This window comes from Natronospira proteinivora (assembly GCF_024170465.1).
GTDB classification, from domain to species: domain Bacteria; phylum Pseudomonadota; class Gammaproteobacteria; order Natronospirales; family Natronospiraceae; genus Natronospira; species Natronospira proteinivora.
On record NZ_JALJYF010000002.1, the window covers coordinates 322,067 to 344,862 of the forward strand.

Consider the following 22,796-nt stretch of genomic DNA (forward strand, 5'->3'; position numbering starts at 1 on the left):
GAAAACGGATTTTCTGAACCAGAAGGCTACGAAAAACGCCTAGGCGTGCCAAGGAAAAAATCTAGCCCGCCCAGGCGTCACCAGACCCTAATCAAAGATTTTCAAGATATTGAATCGTTTCGTGATAATCCGAACCGCCCTTAAAGAGATCACGGTACTCATCTGCCCAGTCATTTCGCTGGTGGGTAGCCAATCGATGGGATCCTGAATACCCATGCAAGGGAATATAATATGACTCGTGACGCCCTTGAATGGAATCAAATGCCGTAAAATAACACGGTGAATTCAAGGTAGACTCTGGATTAGCCTGTTGATCTTTTATATAGCTAAGACCTTTTAACTGAACAGATGAAAAGTCCCGACTATTAGAGACCTCTGCTGCTGAAGCGTCTTCTCGCTCATCGCGAGACAGCGGGTCAAGATCACATTGACCAGCAGAAGGAACCTGCACCCAAACATTTTGCAAGATAAACTGGTCTGCCTCAGCACCTAATACAGCTAACTCGCCAGCAAGATAATCCGTTTCCGCCGAAAGATGTTCCGGGCTATTTTTGCCATGCAATACGCGCTCGGTCAAAATTGATGCTCTTTTAGCGGCCGCAGCCGAATAAACACCTGCACTGAGGAAATTAGCAGCGTTATACTCCTCCCTAAACAGGTGGTGGCTTACCAACTCAGCGGACCTAGAACGCATCGTTTCCAAGAGATTAAAGTCATAATAGGGGTTTGCAAGTGATGCGCCATCATGGTAGTCATCAATATCAGTTTTGAGCGCCTCAAATTTGGTAATAAAGTTTTGCCTTTCGACCTCAAAATTCGAATCATCCACAATCGTCGATATCTCATCGAGACTTTGCTGGCTAAGGTGGACAACATTCGGGCCATCACTGCCAAACAGGGCATCACTGATTAACGAATCAATCTCATCTTGAACAGCGCTCTCCACGGCATCCAAGATAGCTGCGATTATCCATCCCCATGCTCCTCCACCTGTTAAATTAACATCCTCGTTAATTGCTTTTTCTTCGTGCTTTTCCTGGTTCTCTAGTTCTTGTGCGACCCCCGGACCGGAACTCAGTAAAGAACCTGCGGATACTAGAGTTGCAAAAGTGATCATAACTCCCTTTTTCACAACCTACCTCCCATCTTCATTCATATCCTAATCAACTCTCTCTACTCCTTTAATGCGATCCTCATATGAGGGTCGCTGAGAAAAGTATTACCCCCCCCTAAATTCTCTGTCAATAGGCAAATGCAGTTTAGAATCAATACAATTTACATAAGGCAGAAACAGAAAAACGCTCACGCCCAATATGCAATCAATCAGGGAAAAGGCCGTTCCAGACGAACCCTGAACCTACCTTTCCCGGCAAGCCAGTAACGATGAGACGTCGTATTTCAAGTTGTCGCCTTGAAAATACTTCCAACGCCCTGATAAAGCGTCACATTTAGAAACCCAGGGGAATGCCCAATACGAAAAAGCCCACCAGCAAGGCCGTCCATATGGTCATGAAGGCCAGAGAGTAGGGAATCATGATGATGAGCATGTCCCCGAACCCCATCTCCGGCTTGTACTTGCGCATAAAGGCCAGGATCACACCGGCATAGGTCATCATGGGTGTGATGATATTGGTTGAGGAGTCCGCCACCCGGTAGGCTGCGGCCACCAGGTCCGGGGTCATGTCCGAGTTCACGTAGTAAAGCATGGGGATGAAGATCGGCCCCAGCAGCATCCACTTGGATGTGAGGCCGCCCACGAAGATATTGATAATCGCCGTGGTGAAGATGAAACCGATAATCAGCAAGATGGGGAACTCCTGCACGCCCAGGGCCAGCAGCCCCTGGGAACCCAGATAGGTAATCCAGGCCCCCAATCCGCTATAGGTCAACACGCCCAGGAAGTTGTAGCAGAAGAAGGTGAGCACCATCACATAGCCCAGGGTATTCATCTGGGCCACCATGGCCTGGACCACATCCCAGGTGCGCTGGAACTTGCCGGCGGCAAAACCGAAAAAGCAGCCCACAATGGCAAAGAAGAAAGAAATCAGAATAATGATGTTGTTCAGAAACGGCAGCTGTTCATTGCCGTCCGCATCCACATAGGGCCCCAAGGGGCCAAGGGACAGGCCGACAATAATCGCCAGGGCCACCAGCACACCCACACCGGACCAGCGAAGCCCCCGCCGCTCGGCATCACTGAGGGCGAATTCCTCGAAGTTGATTTCCTCCGGCACCACCCAGCTTTGCTTGTCCAGCCTCGGCTTGACCCAGCGATGGGTGACCCAGGCCCCCACACCCGCCAGGACAAAGGTGGAGACCGCAATGAAGTAGTAATGCATGGTGGCCGGTCGCAGGGTATCGCCGGCGGCATTTTCAAAGGGCACGCCCTGTGACTCGGCAAAGACCTGGGCATTCATGCCGATGATCACATCCACCGGTGTGCCCGGAATCAGGTTGGCACTGAAACCGGCGGAGACACCGGCGAAGGCAGCGGCCATGCCAATGAGGGGGTTCTGGCCGATACCGGCATACAGGAGCCCGGCCAGGGGAATCAGAACCAGGTAGCCCGCATCAGTGGCCACCGAGCTGGTGATGCCGAGAAAGATCAACAGCAGGGGCAGCCACTTGGTGGGTAGGTGCAGGCCGACACGCTTGATCAGGGCCGCAAACAAACCAGAATGCTCGGCGATGCCGATGGCCAGCATCACCACCAGAATCACCCCCAGCACCCCGTTGCCGAAGGCCAGCCAGTTTTCCACCAGGGCATTGTCGAATAGCCAGCGCACATGCTCGGCTTCGTGCATGCCCTTGATGGAGTAGGTCACCATCTCACCACCAGCCCCCATGGACTGGAACTCATGCCCACCCATGAACATGGCCAGCAGGATGGCCACCGGCAACAGCACCATGAAGATAATGACTGGATCGGGAATCTTCCGCCCTACCCGTTCCACCCACTGGCCGAAGGATTGGCCGCGCTCACCCGCACCCTTGCCCATGCCTTTCTCCCCTGCGTCGTCGGGACGGAATCGTCCAGGCAAAGGGGCGCATAGTAGGACAAATTGGGGGCCCGCGCATCCGCCGGCCTGAACCCAACGCTACAGCAGACCCAGACCGCTGGATTCGGGCAGGCCGAGGCTGAGATTCATGTTCTGCACCGCCTGGCCAGCCATGCCCTTGATGAGATTATCCAGGGCCGCCATCACCACCACCTGGCCTTCATGCACCTGCAAGCCGATGTCACAGGCATTGCTGCCCACCACGGCATGGATCCGCGGCGAGGATTCCGATAAACGAATAAAGGGTGCCTTGCCGTAATACCATTCATAGCCCTGCAACAACTCGTCCCGAGTGAGGTCGGGCAGCCGCGCCTGCAGGGTGATGAAGATACCCCGGGTCATGGGGGCCGAGTGAGGCACGAAGGCCAGAGTGGGCAAGGGCCGCTGGCCATTGGACAGGGCCGCGCGGACCTCGGCTTCATGTTGATGGGCCAGGACCTTATAGGCACGAAAGTCGTTGGCCCGTTCCGGATGATGGGTGTTGGCCGAAGGATGCACCCCGGAGCCGGAGGAGCCGGTCACCCCATTGATGGAGACCCAATCCGGCACGCCCAAACTAAGCAGGGGTTTCAAGGCCAGCTGAATGGCGGTGGCAAAACAACCCGGGTTACTGATCAGCTTGGCACCGGCCAGCTCTTCTCCCCTGTGCTCACTCAGACCATATTCCCATTGATCCAACCATTCCGGACAGGGATGGGCCTGTCCATAGGCGGCCTGATACTCGGCAGGATCGGTCAGCCTAAAGTCACCGGACAAATCAATCACCCGACTTTTTTCATACAGGCCGTGGTCCAGCAATTGTGCCTGAAGATCAGGCCATTGCCCGGCCAGTCGTCCATTGGGCTGGGCGGAGAAGATGACCAGGTGCTCGGCCAAGGCCAGGGCCTCAAAATCGGGACGTGCATTGAAGACACCCGGTACGAAGCCCCTTAAACGGGGATGGGCGGCATGCCAGGGTTGATCGGCATGGGAGGCGGAGACGGCCTGAACATCGCCCACCGCCGGGTGGGCGTGGAGCAGACGCAGCAGTTCCCCACCCCCGTAGCCGGCGGCACCCAGGATTAATGCCGTTACCGTTTTCGGTTCAATACTGTCGTTCATAGCTTTCCTCTGTGCCTTGCCGGCCTATGCACTGCAACCCGCACCTTCTATCTCGGCCCACTCATCGAAGCCGAAGCCAGCTCACTCCCACACAACTTTCATTCTGGAGGATTGAGCGCATGGTGGGATGTTCCAGGGCTGTGCGCGACAGGGATGTCGCGCACAGAGCGTCTCAGGGATGGATTCACAGCGTCCCTGGAACATCCCACCATGTGATCGAGCCGTGAAGCTCTGAAAGACACCCATTTCTATCGGCTGGCTAAACTCAACTCGCCCGAAAACAATCGGATCTGACAAAGCGCTGGCACGCAGCAGCTCTAAATATTGTTCAGTGTTCCCACTGGGAAAATTAAGGCTCTGTTCCATTAGGCGGCTCACCGGCCATGCTAGCCATAGCCAGCTGAGGATGTTGGTTTCTGTTTAAACTTCACGGCTCGAGTACAGGGTGGAACTGTCCAGGGACGCATGGACCCATCCCTGGGGCTGGCCACATCGATAGCTTCATCATGTCCTCAATCATCCAACGTCACCGTGATTGAGTATGTTTGAGTGTAATCACGATTATAGACATGTTCAGGCCGAAGCACGCTGCGTCGGCCAAGTGCTCAAGAGGGACTGGACATGGGCCAGCAAACCCTCCCCGTCTCGGCGGGCATTGTGGGCCGGGATGCCGAGGCCATCCCGGATAAAGCGCAGACCCACCGCATTGTCCGTGGCCGGCCCAGTGATTACATCCACCGGAATATCGAACTCCGAACGCAAGGCCGCCACCCCACCGGCCACACCAACCGGATCATTGGCACAAAAGATGAAGGCGCCATTCAGAGCCTTGAGCCGGGGATCGGCCAGAATGGATTGCACCCCGTACTCCCCCATGATGCCGTCACCCGTCTCCGCCACGATCACATCCGGGCGATGACGGCCCAGGGCAGAGAAGACATGGTGGCTCAGGGCCGCGGCATTGTCGGTATCGGTACCCACCGCACCGGCGTCGGTGAAATCCATCACCCACTCGGCGCCGTAATCCCGCATCTCCAGGATATCCCGCAGGGCGGAAATGCCGGTGAGCTTGCAACCCGCCACTTTCAGGCCGGACTGGCGCAGGCCCTTGATCAGGCGGGTGGCGGCGGCGGTCTTGCCGGAATTCATGCAGGTGCCCGCCACATAGATCACCGGGCAGTCGGGGAGCGCGGCACCGGCGGCCACAGCATGGTCCGCAACCCGGGCCGGCACGCCCCGGCGGGACTGGAACTCGGGATAGACCATCACCTGGCCCAGCACTTCAAGCTCAAAGGGCGGGCCCACTTCAGGGTTGTGGGAGACGCATTCGCCGATTACCCCACCCAGGTTCAGCAGCTGAAGGGTATCCCCGGCGCTGACCTTTTGGGGCATGATGCCTTCATAGCCGTGCAGGGCATTACGATGGCCCAGGGCGCCGACGATGACATCGCCGCTGTTGACCTGGTTCAGGCGGCCAAAGACATCCTCCAGGATGTTGTAACTGTTCTTGTCATTGAGCACCCGGGCGGCGATCACCGCTCCCGGTTTGGCTTCGATCTGGGCCGACAGGGTCAGGCGCTTGTCCAGACCCATGTTGCGGGTGACCGAGGCGATCTTGTCCACCTGGATTCTCATCACGCCACCTCGTCCTTGTCCTGCTCATGACCCGGCTTGGCGTTCTGAGCTTGTGTAGCGGACAGGCGCTGGGCGACACCGAAGACTCGGGCAAAGCCCCGGGCATCATCGCCGCTCCAGAGATGATTGGCCTCACCATAGGCGGCGGTATTGGCATCCATGAGGGAATGGGGGGAGCGCTGGCCCAACACGGTGACGGCGCGCGGTTGCAGACGCAGGCGTACCTCGCCCGTCACCCTTTGCTGGCTGCTGCTCAAAAACGCTTCCAGATCCTTGACCAGAGGGTCATAGGCCTGGCCTTCATGGATCAGGCTGCCGTAGAGGTCCCCCAGCTGGGATTTCCAGAACAGCTGCTTGCCGGACAGCACCAGTTTTTCCAGTTCCCGATGGGCGGGAATCAGGAGGGCGGCGGCGCCGGCCTCGAAACCCACCCGGCCCTTGATGCCGAGAATGGTATCGCCCAGGTGCACGCCCCGGCCGATGCCGAAATGCCCGGCCAGGGCCGCCACCGATTCAATCAAGGCCACTGGCGCCAGGGATTCGCCATCCAGGGCCACGGGGACGCCCTGCTCAAAGCTCAGGGTGATATCCCGGGATTCCTCCGGCCCTGCCTTGGGCCGGCCGCCGGGATAAGCCGCCTCCGGCAGCTCCGGCCAGCTGTCCAGGGTCTCCCGGCCGCCCACCGTGGTGCCCCAGAGTCCTTGGTTCACCGAATAGGTACCGGTGGATTCGGGGACGTGGATCCCCTGCCCGGCCAGGTAGTCCACCTCCTGCTGACGGGACAGGCCCTGATCCCGAATGGGGGTAATGATCGGCAAATCCGGCGCCAGGGCCTGGAAGGCCACATCGAAACGAATCTGGTCATTGCCCGCGCCGGTGGAACCGTGGGCCAGGGCCTTGGCCCCCAGGGCCAGGGCATGCTCGGCCACGGCCTCGGCCTGGCAAACCCGCTCGGCGGAGACGCACAGGGGATAGGTATCGCCCCGGAGCACATTGCCGTAGATGAGAAAGCGCAGGAAGCGATCAAACAGGGCGGGCCGGGCATCGATCACGGTATGGCCGGCCACCCCGGCACGCTTGGCCGAGGCCTCGATGTCGGCCAGTTCAGCCGTATCGAAGCCACCGGTATCCACGGTCACGGTATGCACGGCCCAGCCCTGTTCTTGTAGCCAGACGGCGCAGTAGCTGGTGTCCAGGCCACCGGAGAAGGCCAGGACGATGTCACCCTTGTGGGTTTTGGTCTGCTTGTTACTCATGTTTTGAATCCGTTTCTATCCAGAGTGCATTGATGCGGTCATCCACCCGGCTGCGCAGGCGCGTCAGCCATTCCCGTCGCCCGGCGATCTCCGCCTCGCAGGCGCAGATGCCGGTTCGCCCCACCCCGCCGGTATGGGTGGCGGACAGGGCATGGCGATCGGGGGCGAAACGCTCACCCAGGATCTCGGCGGCCACCTCGCCATAGGCATCCCGAAAGGCCAGGCCGTCCGCGGCCCGGCGACAAGCCTCATGGGCGGCGTAGAGTTCGTCCTCACAGGCGGCATCCAGGCACTCGCTGTGAACCCGTACCGCCGGCACCAAGCGGGCCATGACCGTGAACAGGCCCTGGGCCCGGTCCACCGCCCGCAATACCGGCGCCTTGATCAGCTGGGAATCCCGGTGATAGCTGGAGGGCAGGCCGCCGGTGAGATGGGCCAGCTCGGCGGCCAGGCCCTTGAGCTCACGGCAACGGCCCCGGGCCAGTTCCACCACATCCGGGTTGCGCTTCTGGGGCATGATGGAAGAGCCGGTGGTAAAGGCATCCGGCAGCTGCATGAAGCCGTATTCCTCGGTAGTGAACAGGGCCAGATCCCAGAGGTATTTCTCCAGCACCCCGGCCACCGAGGACAGCCAGTTCAACAGGGCCAGTTCATGCCGGCCCCGGCTGTTGTTCACATCCACCGGATTGCGCTGCACCTTGCGAAAGCCCAGCAGGCGGGCGGTGTATTCCCGGTCGATGGCCAAGGGCACACCGAAACCGGCGGCCGCCCCCAGGGGGCAGCGGTCCAGCCGCCGCCAGACCCCGTCCAGGGCCTCCAGCTCTTCATTCAGGCCCTCGGCAAAGCTCAGGGCCCACTGGCCCACGCTGGAGGGCATGGCCCGACGCATATGGGTATAACCCGGCAGGGGCTGCTCCAGGTGGCGACCGGCGAACTCAGTGAAGGCCCCGGCCAGCTCGGCAATCTGCTCCCCGAGGGTAAGTACGGCATTCCGGAGATAAAGCCGAAAGGCCAGGATCACCTGGTCATTGCGCGAGCGCCCCAGATGCACGCGGCGGCCCACCGGCCCGGCCTGCTGAATCAGGGCCTGTTCCAGGGCGGTGTGTCCGTCTTCCTGGTCCGGGCGAATGGGTAGCTCCCCGGCCAATGTGCGGGGATAGAGTTCAGCCAGCCCCCGGCACAGGGCATCGCCATCCGCCGTCGACATCAACCCGGCATGGACCAGCATGCGCACATGGGCGGTACTGCCCACCACATCCCAGGGCAGCAGGGCCGGGTCCAGCAAGGGGTCTTCATCCACGGTGAAATCGTGGATGGCCCGGTCCAGCGGCAGACCCTTGGCCCAGAGGAGATCGGCCCCAGCATTCTGTTTCATCTTGCTTGCCTGTTCAGCCGACATGGGCCACCGCCTCCTGATCCAGCGCGGACCCTTTGCTGTCCTCATTTTCAAATGCGGTGGTTTGATGAATCCCGTTGGACTGATGAACCATGGTCCCGCTGCCCTCATTGGTGAAAACCTCTTCCAGGAGGGCGTCCGGATCCAGGCCGGAAACCAGATGCACCCGGGCCACGCCACCGGCCAGGGCCTGGATCACCGATTCCGCCTTGGGCTGCATGCCGCCCTGAATGGCCCCGTCGGCGATCATGTTCTTCAAGGTCTCAGGGTCGGCCTCGGTCAGCAGACTGGCCGGATCATTGATGTCCGACAGCAGGCCCGCGGTTTCCAGCAGATAGAACAGTTTTTCCGCCTTGAGGCTCGCGGCCAATGAGGCGGCGAGTGTATCGGCATTGGTGTTGAAGACCCGGCCATCGTCATCGGCGGTCAAGGGGGCAATCACCGGCAGGTGCCCGGCCGCTAACAGCTGGTGGATGATGGCAGGACGAATCGTGGTGATATCGCCCACTTCACCGAAATCCACGTTTTCCCCGTCGATGGGCACCGGCGGGCGTTTCTCGGCCGTGACCAGACCCGCGTCCACGCCAGATAAGCCCACCGGAGACAGCCCGGCGGATCGCAAGTCGGCCAGCAGATTGGTCTGTGTGCTACCGACGAAACGCATCTTGGCGGCTTCCAGCACTTCGGGGCTGGTGATGCGACGCCCGGCCTTTTTTTCCACCGCCACGCCCTGGCTGTGACAAAGACGATCCAGGTCACCCCCGCCGCCGTGAACGATCACCAGGGGAATGGAGAACTGCCAGAGCACGGCCAGCTGCTCGGCAATCCGTCGACGTTGTTCGGCCCCATCCAGCAGCTCGCCACCCAGTTTGATGACAAATATCTGGTCCCGGAATTGATGCACATAACGCGCGGCCGACCGCAAAGTCCGCCAGGGATTGAGATGAGGACTCATGCCACACTCCATGATTGATTACTGGTTTGCTTAAATGATTTGAGGGCCATGTCCACCAGCACCCGCTGGACATGGAAACGATTCTCGGCCTGGTCCACCACGGCACTGGCCGGGCTGTCCAGCAATTCGGCGGCCACTTCCAGATCCCGGCGGACCGGCAGGCAGTGCATGAAACAGGCATCCCCGGCGGCCTTGGCCATCAGCCGGGAATCGACCTGCCAGTCGGGATGGGCCTGCATCATGGCCGGGGCATCCCCCGCGCAGGGCAAGACCGGGCCCCAGGCCTTGGCATAAACGGCCCGGCTGCCCGCCACCGCTGCGGACTGGTCATGACTGACATACACCGAGCCACCGCTTTGGGCAGCGAGATCGTCGGCCTGCTGCATCACGGCGGCCGGCAATTCGAAGCCCGGGGGATGGGCCAAACGCACCTCGCAACCGGCGGCCGCCGCACTGAGCAGAAAGGAATTGGGCACCGCCTTGGGCAGGGGTTTCCTATGGGGGGCCCAGCTCAGGGTCACCGGCTGGCCCTTGAGGTCGCCGTCCGGCCCGCCGAAGCGCTCCGCCAGGGTGAGGACATCCGCAAGACCCTGGCAGAGATGCTCCCGGGCCGATTCCATGCTGATCAGCGGCACCGTGGCATGGGCCCGAAAGGCCCGCATCATGGGATCAGCCTCGTCTTGGGCGTCATCTTCAAGCGCGGCGAAGCTGCGCACCGCCAGCAGGTCCACATAGCGGGACAGGACGGGGGCGGCTTCGCGGACATGCTCGGGCCGGTCGCCATCCATGGGGATACCGTCGCGATGCTCCATGGCCCAGGCGCCCTTGCCGGATTCCAGCACCAGGGAGCTGCCACCACCACGTGCCATCACCGCCTCGAAGGAAGCGCGGGTCCGCAATGAAGGATTGAAGAACAGCATGCCCAGCAGGGCATCGGCCAGATGCTTGCCGGGATCGGCTTGCTTCCAGCTCAATGCCTGGCGGATGACTTGTTGGAGCCCGGCGACGCCAAGGTCCTCCATATGGGTCAAGTGCTTCATGACGAGACGTCCTCCTTGCCCGGGCCAGTCCCGGAAAAGCCATGGACTGCGGCAATGAAGGTGGAAATCGCCTGGGGGGAAAGATTAAGGGGCGGCATCAAACGCAGCACGGCCGGGTCCTTGGAAGCCCCCACCAGAATGCCCTGAGCCAGCAGCCAATCCTTAAGCGCGGGCGCTTGGTCCCCGGCATCCAGGCCCAGCAACAAGCCCACGCCCCGAACCTGGCGGACCACGCTACCGGCCAGGCCCCGGCGCAGGGCCGACTCAGCAGAACGGGCCTGAGTCATGAGCTGTTCCTGCTCAATCACCGCCAGGGTGGCCTGCAAGGCGGCACAGGCGGCGGGCCCACCGCCGAAGGTGCTGCCCAGATCCCCCGGTTCCAAGGCATCGGCCACCGGCTGGCGCATCAGTAGTGCGGCCATGGGAAAACCGGACGCCAGGCCCTTGGCGGTGGTCAATAAATCCGGCGTGACCCCGTGCAGATCCGCTGCGAAGGGGGTGCCCAGGCGGCCCATGCCGGTCTGGATCTCATCAAAAATCAACAGGGTGCCGGCCGCGTCACAGCGCTGGCGCAGGGCCTGAAACCAGGCTGTGGCGGCACCCCGGACCCCGGCCATGGACTGGATGGGCTCGACGATGACCGCCGCCACCGCATCCAGATCGGCCGCTTCCAGGGCGGCCATGTCACCGAAAGGCAGGCGATCCACCGGGGCCTGAAGCTGCGGGGCCCGGGCATGCAGGCCCGGCACATCCGACACCGACAGAGCCAGCTGGCTGCGGCCGTGAAAGGCCCCGTCAAAGGCGAGAAAACGGGAACGACCGGTGATCACGGCAGCCAGGCGCAGGGCATTTTCATTGGCCTCCGCCCCGCTGTTGCAGAAAAAGACCCGATCAAGCCCCGCCGGGGCAAAATTGGCCAGGCCCTGGGCGGCCTGGTCCCGAATCGGCAAACGAGCGGCCATGGAGTAAAACGGTAGGGTCTGCATCTGCTCATTGACGGCCGAGACCACCGCGGGGTGGGCATGACCGGTCAGGGCCACGCAGTGACCGCCATACAGATCCAGATAGGACCGGCCGCCTTGTGCCTCGATCCGCTCGCCCTGCCCCGATTCAATGGCAAAGGGAAAGGCCGGATAGGTGGCCAGCAGGGCCGATGACGCGGCGGATGTATCTGATACTGCGGCCTGGGCCGACATGATGAACCTCGCACGAGATGAACTGTGCGTATATCATGCGCCCAGAAATGCATATATTCAACCGAATATCCAAAAATTACCGAGATTATTCGGAGTAAACCTGATAATATGCGCATATTCACTTGAATATGCGGATTCAATGCAAATGGATATCGACCAGGCGATTCTGACCATCATCGAAGCGGAAGCCATTCGCGACCAGGCCACCCTCCTTGAGCGATTGGCTGAGCAGGGCTTTGAACTGACCCAGCCCACCTTGTCCCGGCACCTCGGTAAGCTCTCCATCCGTAAGCAGAACGGCCGTTATCGGGTGACGCAGGAGCCGGTGGCCGTGCTGCCACGCATTGATCTCGCGCTGGTACCACCAAATCTCATCGTGCTGAAAACCGACCCGGGCCATGGCCAGATGCTGGCCCTGCACTTGGACAAACGGCAGCCGGCCGGCATGGCCGGCACTGTGGCGGGTGACGATACTATTTTCATTGCCTGCGACGCGGGGGTTTCCCTGGAGACCTTGCGGGAACGGGTATTGGATGTCTTCGGACGATCGTGATCAGGCGGCAATAATACGGTTTCGGCCGGCCTGCTTGGCCTCGTAGAGACGTTGGTCGGCCAAGCTGAGCAGCTTGTCCAGACTGCCTCCGACTTCCAGTTCGGCCACGCCACCACTGACGGTTAATCGAACCCCTGCCTGAATCTTTTCCCATGGTGATTCCGCAATGGCCCGTCGGATACGTTCCACCACCGCCTGGGCACCGGACAAATCCGTATTGGACAAGACCAACAAAAACTCCTCGCCTCCGTAACGGGCTATCACATCACTTTCCCGGGCCGATTCCTGCAGTATCCGGGCAGCTTCCTGCAGAACCTCGTCGCCTACTTGATGGGAATGCTGGTCATTGATCTGCTTGAAATGATCCAGATCCAATAGGGCCACGCTCAGAGTGCCCCCGTAACGATCCACTCGACCTTTCTCCTGTTTCAGAAAGTCGTCAATATGCCGGCGATTGAACAAGCCGGTGAGGGCATCTTCCCGGCTCAAGCGATCCAGGGCGGAAACCAGTTCCTGTTGACGGGCCTGGGCCCGTTCCAGACGTTCGTTCTGGGCGGCGATATGGGCCGTACGTTCCCGCACCTTTTCTTCCAGTCGCTGGCGACTGTCACTAAGCCATTTGACCGTGAACATCAACGCCAACAAGACAAAGAGATAAGACAGAGTCGTCACTTGATCGGTATTCACCGCGATGACCACGGTGAGCAAACCAATCAGGGCCGCCGCCGGTTCCAGGGTATTGGCAAACCAATCTACCGGCTCGGCGACACGGGCATGGGTCAAGGCATAGCGAACACGAACGAAAAAACCATTGGCCAATTGCATGGCCAGGATGGTAGCGGCAACAGGCAGCAGAATCCCTGGTTCCAGGGACCGAACCGGGTACGCGCCCCCGCTCATGCTAAAGGCCCAACCACCCGCCATGATCACGAAAATGATCATGCCCACATTATGCATGGCCCGAAACAGGGCTTCTCTCCGATTCTGACCCGTCCGCTTGCGGATATAGAAGGGAAACACCAGAGAGGCCAAGCCATTGAAAACGGCCGAACCAACCGGACCCACCAACCAGATCAAACCGGCCTGGGTAATGCGATCAAAAGAGACATAACCCAATCGCGAGGAGGGGAAACCTAGCAGCAATATGCCCAGGCACAAGGCAAAAACCAGCACAAGCTGGAAGCTGGTGAATGAACCAAACGCGCTGAGCAATTCTTCCCGAAAGAGAATAAGTGTCAACAACGCAAGGCTCAAAAGGAGTGGCGAATAAACGCTATAGATCGTTGGTCCGAAGCGTTTAAGCCATTGTTCAAGGGGTTTCAGCATTACCTCGATTCAATTTGTCCGGCATGTCCTGGTGATCTGGAAGGCCGGCGCTTGCCAGCCATTACGAATCTACTTTCGTAATGTCTCGACTCTGTTTAACCCAGCGGGGAGGCATCTGCAAGTCAGTCTTGTGCCGACGCCGGCCTCCGACTGAAAAAGGGTCTCATTGCCAGAAGCCCCAACACCGGCCCGATCAGCAACACCCAGATCACCGAATGTCCCCATACCGGCCACCAAGCGGTGGTCAGTTCGATGGCAAATACCGTCAACAGGAAACCCATACTGTTCATCACTGCCAGGGCACTACCCACCGATGCCCGGGGTGCGGCTTCCGCGGCCAGGGCCGAGAACTGGGGAGAATCGGCCACCACCGCCATGCCCCAGAGCAATAGCAGGGGCAACAAAAGCCATGAGGGCAATATCGCCAGCCAGGGCCAGGCAAGACAGAAGGCGCCGGAAATCGACAGGGCCACCACTGCTACCCGGGCACTGCCGAATCGGCGGCTCAGGAAACCGCCGGCAATGCAGCCGATGGTGCCGGAGGCGATAAAGACAAAGGCGGCCAGGGAGGCGGATGCACTGCTTCCGCCCTCAGCGAAAGCGGCGGCCATGAGCAGCGGGGCCAGCGCCCAGACGGCATACAGTTCCCACATATGCCCGAAATAGCCAAACACCGCCGCCCGAAAGCGGGCATGGCGAAAGGCCGTCACCACACCGCCCCAGTCAAAGCGTCCCCGGGCCGGCAAGTGGGGGCCATCCCCCAAGCGAAAGATCATCAGACCGGCCGCCACCGCCAGCACCGAGGAGACCATCACTACACCCTGCCAGGGCCAGTTCACACCCAGGGCATTCACCAGGTGGGGGAATGCCGTGCCCAGGGTCAGCATGCCCACCAGCCAGCCCAGAGCCAACCCCTTTCGTTCCGGCGCCCAGGCCGCCACCATTTTCATGCCCAGGGGATAGATACCGGCCAGGGAAAAGCCGGTGAGAAAGCGCCAGAGCAAGGCCGGTTCCAACGCCCCCGAGAAGGCAAACAGAGCATTGAAGCCGGCACCGGCCAGGGCACAGACAAAAAAGATGCGACTGGCCGGCCAACGATCGGCCAGGCCACTGAGGGCAAACAAAAGGGTGCCGCTGATAAAACCCAGTTGCACGGCACTGGTGAGATGGGCCAAGGCGGTGGCATCCACCGCCCAATCCTGGGTCAGGGAGTGAATCACCGCATTGGGGGTAAACCAAAGGGAGGTGCCGAAGAACTGGGCCAGCACAATGATGAAGAGGGGCCGGCCCGAGCGTCTGGCGATCATTGGCAATGACTCCCTGCACCCTTCATGTCATCTCGAAAGACCTCCCTGTCCCTCGAGTCCATGGTGTCCAATCAGTCTCTGCAATCGATTAAAGACATTCCTCCGAGACCAGCTCGCCGCCATTGAAGACCTTGCAGACACGGCTGGCGTATTCAAAGGGATCACCGTCAAACAACACGATATCGGCCCGTTTGCCGGTCTCCAGGCTGCCCCGCTCATCATCCATATCCAGGATACGGGCCGGGCCCAGGGTGATGGCGGCCAGGGCATTGTCCCGTCCCAGGCCATTGGCGGCGGCAATGGCCGCTTCGAACAGGACCGAACGGGCCTTGGGCACATAGGCCTCATAGCCCCCTTGAATGGCGAAGGGGATGCCGGCTTCCTGCAGACGGGCGGCGGTATCAAAGGCGGCGTTGCGGGATTCTCCGCCGGCCCGGGTCATGGTGGGGTGAAGCAGGACCGGCACATCGGCGGCCTTGACCCGGTCCAGCACCCGGTACACATCCGCCGCCCCTTCCAGCACCAACTCGAGATCGAACTCCTCGGCCAGTCGCAGGGCGGTGATGATATCGGTGGCGGTATTGGCGTGGATAAAGACGGGCAAATCGCCATTCAGGGCATCCAACAAGGCCTGTTTGCCCAGATCGGTGCTGCGTTCATCCGGGTCCTGGCGGCCATAGGCCCGGGCATCTTCAAAGGCCTGGCGGATCATGGCCACGCCCTTGGAGCGGGTACCGGGGGATTCGAAATGCCGGGCGATGCCGGCACCCAGGGTCATGCTGACCCCGGCCACATCACGGATGGAGGCATCCTGAACGGTATTGCCGCTGGTACGCACCAGCATGGTCTGGCCGGAGACCAGGGCACCGGGGGCCGGGCCGGTGTGCAGGGTGGTCACGCCCAAGGAACGCAACCATTCCACCAGACCTTCATCCACATTGTAGGCATCCAGGGCCCGCAACCCCGCCTGGATGGGAGCAGTGGTATCCAGCTGATCCTGATCCGCGGGCACGTTATACATGCCGGCCAGGCCCACCACGCTGCGGGCATCAATCAACCCCGGCGTGACCACCGCTGCTTCGTGGCGCTCATAGCCATCGGGAACCTCCACTTCTGATGCCGGGCCAATGGCCTGGATGCGACCATCCGCCACCAGTACCACGCCGTCCTCAATGGGGTCACCGCTCACCGGGAAGACCGTCTCCCCATGAATGGCAATATCCGCCTGAAGCTTGCCGGCCAACAGCAGCAGGCAAGCTGCCCAGAAAAATCGTTTATCAACACATCGCATGTTCATTCTCCATGACTGTGGCCGGCTTCACCGCGGAAGATTTCATAACCGCCGGTGGCCCATTCACGCTGTTCCGGATCATCCCGGTCAAAGACACGCTGGCCCTCCACCCAGGTCTCTTCCACATGGGTATAGACCGAGAGGGGATCGTCGCTGAGGATGATGAAGTCGGCATCCTTGCCGGATTCCAGGGAACCGATCCGGTCTTCCATGCCCAGAATGCGGGCACCGGCCAGGGTCAGCCCCTCGATGGCCCCTTCCCGACTCATGCCGGCGCGTACGCCGAGACCGCCGGAACGCAAAAAGAGCCGGGAGTCGGTGATGTAATCATCGGTATGGAAGCCCGTATCCACGCCGGCCTCTTCCAGGGCCGGGGCCGTCTTCCAGAGCAGATTCACCGCTTCATGCTTACCGCCGGGGGAATCCACCATGATGATGGAGGCCTTGGCACCGGCCTCGGCAATCTGCTCCGGCACCCGCCAACCTTCGCTCACATGATGCAAGACCGGTGTGAAACCGAACTCCTCGCCCATTCTCAGGGCGGTGATGATGTCGTCATGCCGATGGGTGTGGAAGTGCACGGTTCGCTCACCCGAGAGGATCTGCAACAGCGCCTCCATGCCCAGATCCCGATCCACTTCGCCGTCGTCGGCACGATCGCGGCGATGCTCATAGTCCCGGGCCTGGTTGAACAGGGAACGCACCAGTTCGGCGGACTTGGCTCGGGTTCCGGGGAAGGGGCCGGCATTGTCCCGGATGGGGTTGGTGCCGTTGGCCATCTTCATGCCGCCACAGACATCCCGAATGGGATCATCACAGAACAACCAGTCATCTACGGTTTTGGGATCGGCACGCAGCTTAAGATAAAGGGTTTGCCCACTCATCAGGTGACCTGAGCCGGGCATGACATTGACCGTGGTGATCCCCCCCGCCATGGCCCGGCGGAAACTGTCCGCCTTTACATTGACCGAGTCCAGGGCGCGGACTCCCGGGTGCATGGCATTGGAGCGATCCCCACCATCCACATTCCCCAGATGGGAATGGGTATCCACCAGCCCCGGCATGATGACCTTGCCGGTGACATCGGTCACCCGGGCGTCGTCCGGAATACGAACCTCATCCACGGCGCCCACGGCCTGGATGCGACCTTGGTCGATCAACAACACGCCGTCTTCAATCACCGGGCCGGATACCGGATAGATCTTGGCCCCGGTAAACGCTTGGGGCTCGGCATAGGCACTGCATGCCGACATCAACATGCAAGTCACCAGCAACAAGCACTTCCTCATGATCTTCTCTCCTGGCAAGCCACCCACCGCAAAAGCGGTGGATGAAAGACGGAAGTGCTGACCATAGCAGAAGCCGACACTGCTACGAAATCGGACTGTCTACCGGGGACTCAGATCAGGGAATGGATATCGGCCAGGACCTGTACGGCGGTTACCCGGGAACCGGCGCCTGGGCCGCGAATGATCAGCGGGGTGTCCCGATAACTATCACTACGGATCTCAAAGATGTTGTCCGTGGCCCCCACGCCCACAAAGGGATGGGCCGTCGGCAGCCATTGAATCCCCACGGAGGCCTGGCCCTGGTTGTCCACCTGCCCCACATAACGGGGAATGCCCGCTTCGGCCTTGCTCTGTATCCCGGCCCAATGGCTGTCCAGCGGCTCACTGCCTTGGGCGAAGAAAGTGGACAAATCACAATCGATCAATGACGGCGGCACCAGGCTTTCAATCCTCACGTCTTCCAAAGACAGTTCGAAGCCCGCTGCCCGTGCGGTAATCACCAGTTTCCGGGCCACATCCAGCCCCGACAGGTCCAGGCGAGGATCGGGCTCGGTGAGTCCCTGCTCATGGGCCGCCCATAGCGACTTAGCCAAGCCGCGTCCCGACTGAAGCCCCTGCATGAGATAACTCAGGGTGCCGGAAAACAGGCCCGACACACTCACGATGGATTCACCGGCCGAGCGCAGTCGCTGCAGGCTGTCCAACAGAGGCAGCCCGGCCCCCACCGTGGTGGCATGGCGATAGCGGCCAACCCCCGCCTCTTCCGCCCCCAGCAGGGCTTGATAGCCTTGCGCCTCTCCAGCGGCAGCCCATTTATTGGCAGTAACCACATCCAGGCCGGCCTGGATCCAGCCCGCATGGCGATCCGCCACTTCCCGGCTGGCAGTCAGATCCACAATCACCCCCTGCGGACCTTGGTCGAGTAGACGGGAGGCCAGTTCGTCCAAACAGCTGGCTTGATCCGATTCGGCCAGTTGCTGGCGAATACCATCCAGGCTCAGCCCCAACTCATTCCACAACATGGTGCGGGAGTTGGCCAAACCCAAAAGCGATACGCTGCCCGGGCGCCGATCATCAAGCAGCTGTAGCAACTCTCCCCCCACGTTGCCGCTGCCGATCACCACCAGCGGACAGATGGATCGGCTGTCACGAGCGCTGCGGTCCAAAACGGTCACCGACGGTTGCTGTCTCACGCTGCTCATGACAGGCCTCCTTCAAAGGCCGTGGGCTGGGCGAGGCCGGAGAGAGCCTGGTCCAGGTCCGCGATCAAATCGCCGGGCGATTCAATCCCCACCGACAGACGCAGCAGGCCATCACCGATACCGGCCCGCTGGCGGGCATCGGGATGCATGGCGGCATGGGTCATGGTGGCGGGATGGGCGATCAATGATTCCACACCCCCCAGGGACTCGGCCAAGGTGATACATCGCAGCCGCGAGAGGAACTCCCGGACCTGAGCTTCGCCCCCATTCAACTCAAAGCTGAGCATGGCCCCGAAACCGTTCTGTTGGCGACGGGCAATCAGGTGCCCGGGATGGCTGGCCAGGCCGGGGTAATGCACGGTCTTCACGGCTGGATGCTCGGACAGGAACTCACACACATTGACGGCGTTTTCCTGATGCAATCTGAGCCGGGCATGGAGGGTTCTCAATCCCCGCAGGGTCAGCCAGCAATCCATGGCACTGGCGGTGACCCCCAGGCAATTGGCCCACCAGGCGATGGTCTCGCCCAGTTCCGGGTCACCACTGATAATGGCACCCCCGATCACATCACTGTGACCATTGATGTACTTGGTGGTGGAATGCACCACGATGTCCGCTCCCAGATCCAGGGGCCGTTGCAGGACCGGTGAGAGGAAGGTGTTGTCCACCACCACCCGGGCACCCGCCGCCCGGGCCTGTTCCGCCACCCGTTGAATGTCGGTGATCCTCAACAGGGGGTTGCTGGGTGTTTCCAACCAGACCAGCTTGGGGCCTTGAGACAAGGCCTGACGAGTGGCATCGGGATCATTGAAATCAACAAAATCCAGTTTGAAGGCCCCTTTTTCAGCCCAGGCATCCAGCAGGCGAAAGGTTCCCCCATAGCAATCATGGGTCGCCAGTATGCGATCTTCGGGGCCCAGCAACTGCAAGACCGTGGTGATGGCAGCCATGCCGGTCGCCGTCACCGTGGCCGCCACACCCCCTTCCAGATCACGCAAGGCATCCGCCAGTCGGTCACGGGTGGGGTTGCCCGAACGACTGTAATCATGGGCCCGGGCTTCACCGAAGCCGGCAAAGCTGAAGGTGCTGCTCATATGGATGGGCGGGATGACACCCCCGTATTGGCTATCACTATCCACACCCGTTCGAACGGAGATGGTTTGGGGCTGGGATTCAGGCCGTGGCATGTTGCTTCTCCTCAAGACATTGATTCAGAACATGAGCAATGGCCTGATGCGCTTTGAGAAAGGCATCGTGACCATAGGGCGATTGCAGGCAATGGAAATCCGTGGGCCCGGCCAATGACCCGGCCAGGGCTTGCATCTGAGACAGGGGAACCAGCTGATCCGAATCCACGGCCACCACCGTGGCCGGGCAATCAATCCCTTGTGGGTTTACCTGGTGCAGGTCCAGGGACTCGGACAGATCAAGAAAACGTTCCACCGAAAAACGGGCCGCGAAGTCGTTGCCCACATGGGAAAGATAGGACTGAATACTATCGAGGCGTTCAGCGGCATCTGCCTGGGGAAACCGTTCAGAGAACAACTCGCGGGTGCGATAACTGTTCATGGCCAAGCCCCGGGCAATATTCAAACCCGCGGTCGGAAAGCCAGCCATCGCCCCCAGGCGTACCACTTCTCTTTGCAGATAGCGTGCGGCGGTGGCAACCGGATGACTGTAATGGGCCCCGCTGATGGTCAGCAGTCGGCGGATGGCAAGCTGCCCTCGCTCGGCCAGTGCCAGGGCCACCATGGCCCCGTAGGAAGCACCACAGAGCAGATGCAGTCGGGCAATGTCATGGCGCTTTAGAAGCACCTCCAGGGCCTGGGCATGGTCCTGCGTCAGGAGGGTTCTTTCCGGCCGGCCTTGCGGACAGGCCCAGTCCACGCTCAGCAGTCGATAACGGCGCGAGTCCAGTGGCCCCTTGGGCCCGAGTTGCTCCGGCCACCACTGTTCAATGGCCCGATTGCTGTTAAGCCCGCCCAGCACCAATACAAGGGGAAGTCCTGACCGGCCGCTCAAGCGATAAGCCATGGAGGCAGTTACCGCTTCACCCCCGGCATCCAATCTCACTTGTAATGTGCCTTCAATGGATGAGGAACCACTATGGTCCGCATCCCGGGTCCGCAGGCTGATCACATCGTGCACGGGTCTCTCCTCCCCGGTTCCCTGTCAATGAACTGCGGGGAGGAGAGGATCAAGCGAAGTAGGTGATGAAGGCGTGCAGGCCTGAAGCGTCACAGACTCCGCTCATCTCTCGGCAAGCCTTTCGGCTCCCCGCAGGAGTTGGCACCTTTGTGGATGGCTCCACTGGTTGCCCCGGTATCGTCGGGCCTGTCCCTCAACCGGTCTTGATGAGCTGTTGACGCAGAGATTAGGTGCCCTGTTGTGCAGGGTCAAAGAATCGTTGGTTATGTTTGACGATCACCCTGTTCGAATGGGGTAAACCTTTCGTCGGGTCAATGAAAAGCAAAACCGTCTAACTCATTGACGGGAATATTTATTCCAAAATTTCATATCCATATGCCGGCGCACTGCCCTTGACTTGCAGCTCATTTGCGTTAAAAGTTGTCCCCGATAGCGCCGATTTGACACCAGCTTGCGGGCGCTCAACAAATGCAGCTAAAGCGGTAGGCTGTGACTTGCCTCCGCTATCGGGCCCTCCCCGGCAAGCCGAAACGGCCCTCCTCGCCCGCAAGCACCCATCAGAACCGGTCATGAACCGGAGGTTAACGATGCGTGCACGAAGCAGCGAGCGATTGACAAGAACATGGCTACTCCCCCTGGTCAGGAAGACCAGAGGCTGTTGCATCTCCCCCCTCACTTGTTGGCCCTGTCCCGAGGCACGAATGTGCCGTGCGGAACGCCAATAATATTCGGGCTGTTTTTCAGCCAAGCATATCCAGATCGCAAAGACTCGACTCCCGGGCAATGACGCCACCGGGTCGAGGGGGGATAAGAAAGATGAAGTTACAACAGATACGCTACCTGCTGGCCATTGTGGACAATGGCTTTAACATCACCACGGCTGCGGAGAATCTTTACACCTCCCAACCGGGCATCAGCAAGCAAATACGATTGCTTGAAGATGAGCTGGGGCTTCAGCTGTTCATCCGGCGCGGCAAGCGGATTGATGCCCTTACCGCCGCAGGAGAAAGAGCCGTGGAGCGTGGCCGTCACATCATGCAGGAGGTGGCCAACATCAAGAACCTGGCCGCCGAACTCAAGGGCGATGCCCAGGGCACCCTGCGGCTGGGCACGACCCATACCCAGGCCCGCTATGTACTGCCACCGGTGATCCAGGGCTTTCGCCAGGCTCACCCAGGCGTAGGCTTTGATATCCACCAGGGCACATCGGATCAGCTGGCGGGCATGGTGTCGGCCGGGGATGTGGATTTCGTCATGGCCACCAGCAGCCAGCACCTCTTTCCGGGGCTGACCATGTTGCCGGTCTATCAATGGGACCGGGTTCTGCTGGTGCCCAGGGATCATCCCCTGGCGGCAAGCAGAACCGCTCCCACCCTGGAGACCTTGTCGCAACACCCGCTGGTGACCTATGTCTTCAGTGACCGGCCGGAGTCTTCCCTGTCCCGCACCTTTAAGGCCAAGGGATTGGAAGCCAATATCGGCTTCACGGCCCGGGATGCGGATGTGATCAAGACCTATGTCCGGATGGGGCTGGGTGTGGGTCTGCTGGCCGCCATGGCGGTAGAGGAAGAGGTGGACAAGGATCTGGTGACCCTGGATGTGCAGCATCTCTTTCCCCGCCTGACCACCTGGATCGGCTTTCGTCGGGACAGTCTGCTTCGGGGCTATCAGCTGGATTTCCTCAGCCGGCTGGCCCCCCATCTGACGCCGGAGCGGGTGGAGGCGGCCCGCCAGGCACCCGATCAGAAGGCGGTGGAGACCTTGTTCGAGGACGTGACCTTGCCGGTACATGCTCATCAACCCAAGCCCCGGGTGGCTGCGGGTTGCTAGCCAAAGTCCATAAAACATTGAGCTAACCATCTACATTGGCAGTCCAAACGAAGCCAAAGCCAGCTAACACCCATCACTGATTTCCAACTGGAGGATCGAGTGCAGGGTGGGCCTTTCCAGGGCTAGGCCACTCGCCCAGGTCCCTACGCGCTCGCAGCCCCACCCCGGCTTTCTCTCGCAAGGCGCGAGGAGCGCCGTGTAGCCACCGTGCT

At 60.5% G+C, this 22,796-nt stretch carries 18 protein-coding genes and 1 riboswitch; of the genes, 2 read left to right on the forward strand and 16 right to left on the reverse strand.

Features of this window, described 5'->3' with window-relative positions; all coding sequences use genetic code 11:
- Positions 1 to 91: 91 nt before the first annotated feature.
- The 9 genes from J2T60_RS08780 to J2T60_RS08820 all read right to left on the reverse strand — a co-directional run bounded on the left by J2T60_RS08780 (position 92) and on the right by J2T60_RS08820 (position 11,638).
- Positions 92 to 1,132, reverse strand: coding sequence for a hypothetical protein (locus tag J2T60_RS08780; protein WP_253448538.1), 1,041 nt, complete (start codon positions 1,130 to 1,132; stop codon positions 92 to 94).
- A gap of 316 nt (positions 1,133 to 1,448) precedes the next feature.
- On the reverse strand, positions 1,449 to 2,999 hold the full coding sequence (locus J2T60_RS08785; protein ID WP_253448541.1) for an AbgT family transporter: 1,551 nt from the start codon (positions 2,997 to 2,999) through the stop codon (positions 1,449 to 1,451).
- Positions 3,000 to 3,098: 99 nt separating this feature from the next.
- On the reverse strand, positions 3,099 to 4,160 hold the full coding sequence (gene argC, locus J2T60_RS08790; RefSeq protein ID WP_253448544.1) for an N-acetyl-gamma-glutamyl-phosphate reductase: 1,062 nt from the start codon (positions 4,158 to 4,160) through the stop codon (positions 3,099 to 3,101).
- A gap of 573 nt (positions 4,161 to 4,733) precedes the next feature.
- Complete coding sequence (locus J2T60_RS08795; protein WP_445376057.1) at positions 4,734 to 5,795, reverse strand: hypothetical protein; 1,062 nt, start codon at positions 5,793 to 5,795, stop codon at positions 4,734 to 4,736.
- Positions 5,795 to 7,051 (reverse strand): argininosuccinate synthase, encoded by a 1,257-nt coding sequence (argG, locus tag J2T60_RS08800; protein WP_253448550.1) that lies wholly within the window; start codon positions 7,049 to 7,051, stop codon positions 5,795 to 5,797. Before argG ends, J2T60_RS08795 begins: the two co-directional genes overlap by 1 nt.
- On the reverse strand, positions 7,044 to 8,450 hold the full coding sequence (locus J2T60_RS08805; RefSeq protein WP_253448553.1) for an argininosuccinate lyase: 1,407 nt from the start codon (positions 8,448 to 8,450) through the stop codon (positions 7,044 to 7,046). The genes argG and J2T60_RS08805 overlap by 8 nt, the downstream gene beginning before the upstream one ends.
- The gene (gene argB, locus J2T60_RS08810; RefSeq protein ID WP_253448556.1) at positions 8,440 to 9,402 is read right to left on the reverse strand and encodes an acetylglutamate kinase; all 963 of its coding nucleotides are present in this window, start codon (positions 9,400 to 9,402) and stop codon (positions 8,440 to 8,442) included. Before argB ends, J2T60_RS08805 begins: the two co-directional genes overlap by 11 nt.
- Positions 9,399 to 10,442: an N-acetylornithine carbamoyltransferase gene (locus J2T60_RS08815; RefSeq protein WP_253448559.1), complete on the reverse strand. Its 1,044-nt coding sequence runs from the start codon at positions 10,440 to 10,442 to the stop codon at positions 9,399 to 9,401. Before J2T60_RS08815 ends, argB begins: the two co-directional genes overlap by 4 nt.
- Positions 10,439 to 11,638, reverse strand: a complete 1,200-nt coding sequence (locus tag J2T60_RS08820) for an aspartate aminotransferase family protein (RefSeq protein WP_253448562.1) — start codon at positions 11,636 to 11,638, stop codon at positions 10,439 to 10,441. The genes J2T60_RS08815 and J2T60_RS08820 overlap by 4 nt, the downstream gene beginning before the upstream one ends.
- A 145-nt stretch (positions 11,639 to 11,783) precedes the next feature.
- Between J2T60_RS08820 and J2T60_RS08825 the strand changes: the two genes are divergently transcribed.
- Positions 11,784 to 12,191: an arginine repressor gene (locus J2T60_RS08825; protein ID WP_253448564.1), complete on the forward strand. Its 408-nt coding sequence runs from the start codon at positions 11,784 to 11,786 to the stop codon at positions 12,189 to 12,191.
- On the opposite strand, the gene J2T60_RS08830 is transcribed toward J2T60_RS08825, so the two are convergent.
- The 7 genes from J2T60_RS08830 to J2T60_RS08860 form a co-directional block, all read right to left on the reverse strand.
- Positions 12,192 to 13,433: a GGDEF domain-containing protein gene (locus tag J2T60_RS08830; protein ID WP_253448567.1), complete on the reverse strand. Its 1,242-nt coding sequence runs from the start codon at positions 13,431 to 13,433 to the stop codon at positions 12,192 to 12,194.
- A gap of 206 nt (positions 13,434 to 13,639) precedes the next feature.
- Entirely contained in the window at positions 13,640 to 14,824 is a 1,185-nt protein-coding gene (locus J2T60_RS08835; protein ID WP_253448570.1) for an MFS transporter, read from the reverse strand.
- 88 nt (positions 14,825 to 14,912) lie between these two features.
- On the reverse strand, positions 14,913 to 16,115 hold the full coding sequence (locus tag J2T60_RS08840; protein ID WP_253448573.1) for an amidohydrolase family protein: 1,203 nt from the start codon (positions 16,113 to 16,115) through the stop codon (positions 14,913 to 14,915).
- A 2-nt stretch (positions 16,116 to 16,117) separates the two neighbouring features.
- Positions 16,118 to 17,404, reverse strand: coding sequence for an amidohydrolase family protein (locus J2T60_RS08845; RefSeq protein WP_253448576.1), 1,287 nt, complete (start codon positions 17,402 to 17,404; stop codon positions 16,118 to 16,120).
- 110 nt (positions 17,405 to 17,514) lie between these two features.
- Positions 17,515 to 18,606 (reverse strand): homoserine dehydrogenase family protein, encoded by a 1,092-nt coding sequence (locus J2T60_RS08850; RefSeq protein WP_253448579.1) that lies wholly within the window; start codon positions 18,604 to 18,606, stop codon positions 17,515 to 17,517.
- Entirely contained in the window at positions 18,603 to 19,793 is a 1,191-nt protein-coding gene (gene metB / locus J2T60_RS08855; protein WP_253448582.1) for a cystathionine gamma-synthase, read from the reverse strand. Before metB ends, J2T60_RS08850 begins: the two co-directional genes overlap by 4 nt.
- Positions 19,780 to 20,754: an alpha/beta fold hydrolase gene (locus J2T60_RS08860; RefSeq protein WP_253448594.1), complete on the reverse strand. Its 975-nt coding sequence runs from the start codon at positions 20,752 to 20,754 to the stop codon at positions 19,780 to 19,782. The genes metB and J2T60_RS08860 overlap by 14 nt, the downstream gene beginning before the upstream one ends.
- A gap of 99 nt (positions 20,755 to 20,853) precedes the next feature.
- Positions 20,854 to 20,967: riboswitch (SAM riboswitch) on the reverse strand.
- Between the two features lie 603 nt (positions 20,968 to 21,570).
- On the opposite strand from J2T60_RS08860, the gene J2T60_RS08865 reads away from it, so the two are divergent.
- On the forward strand, positions 21,571 to 22,584 hold the full coding sequence (locus J2T60_RS08865) for a LysR substrate-binding domain-containing protein (RefSeq protein WP_253448596.1): 1,014 nt from the start codon (positions 21,571 to 21,573) through the stop codon (positions 22,582 to 22,584).
- Positions 22,585 to 22,796: the final 212 nt, after the last annotated feature.

Bases quoted from the DNA above. Each gene is read 5' to 3' on its own strand.
- J2T60_RS08835 (WP_253448570.1), bottom strand. From the start codon at position 14,824: ATGATCGCCAGACGCTCGGGCCGGCCCCTCTTCATCATTGTGCTGGCC.
- J2T60_RS08785 (WP_253448541.1), bottom strand. From the start codon at position 2,999: ATGGGCAAGGGTGCGGGTGAGCGCGGCCAATCCTTCGGCCAGTGGGTG.
- argG (WP_253448550.1), bottom strand. From the start codon at position 7,051: ATGAGTAACAAGCAGACCAAAACCCACAAGGGTGACATCGTCCTGGCC.
- argC (WP_253448544.1), bottom strand. From the start codon at position 4,160: ATGAACGACAGTATTGAACCGAAAACGGTAACGGCATTAATCCTGGGT.
- metB (WP_253448582.1), bottom strand. From the start codon at position 19,793: ATGCCACGGCCTGAATCCCAGCCCCAAACCATCTCCGTTCGAACGGGT.
- J2T60_RS08845 (WP_253448576.1), bottom strand. From the start codon at position 17,404: ATGAGGAAGTGCTTGTTGCTGGTGACTTGCATGTTGATGTCGGCATGC.
- J2T60_RS08820 (WP_253448562.1), bottom strand. From the start codon at position 11,638: ATGTCGGCCCAGGCCGCAGTATCAGATACATCCGCCGCGTCATCGGCC.
- J2T60_RS08850 (WP_253448579.1), bottom strand. From the start codon at position 18,606: ATGAGCAGCGTGAGACAGCAACCGTCGGTGACCGTTTTGGACCGCAGC.
- J2T60_RS08865 (WP_253448596.1), top strand. From the start codon at position 21,571: ATGAAGTTACAACAGATACGCTACCTGCTGGCCATTGTGGACAATGGC.
- argB (WP_253448556.1), bottom strand. From the start codon at position 9,402: ATGAGTCCTCATCTCAATCCCTGGCGGACTTTGCGGTCGGCCGCGCGT.
- J2T60_RS08825 (WP_253448564.1), top strand. From the start codon at position 11,784: ATGGATATCGACCAGGCGATTCTGACCATCATCGAAGCGGAAGCCATT.
- J2T60_RS08805 (WP_253448553.1), bottom strand. From the start codon at position 8,450: ATGTCGGCTGAACAGGCAAGCAAGATGAAACAGAATGCTGGGGCCGAT.
- J2T60_RS08840 (WP_253448573.1), bottom strand. From the start codon at position 16,115: ATGCGATGTGTTGATAAACGATTTTTCTGGGCAGCTTGCCTGCTGCTG.
- J2T60_RS08795 (WP_445376057.1), bottom strand. From the start codon at position 5,795: ATGAGAATCCAGGTGGACAAGATCGCCTCGGTCACCCGCAACATGGGT.
- J2T60_RS08815 (WP_253448559.1), bottom strand. From the start codon at position 10,442: ATGAAGCACTTGACCCATATGGAGGACCTTGGCGTCGCCGGGCTCCAA.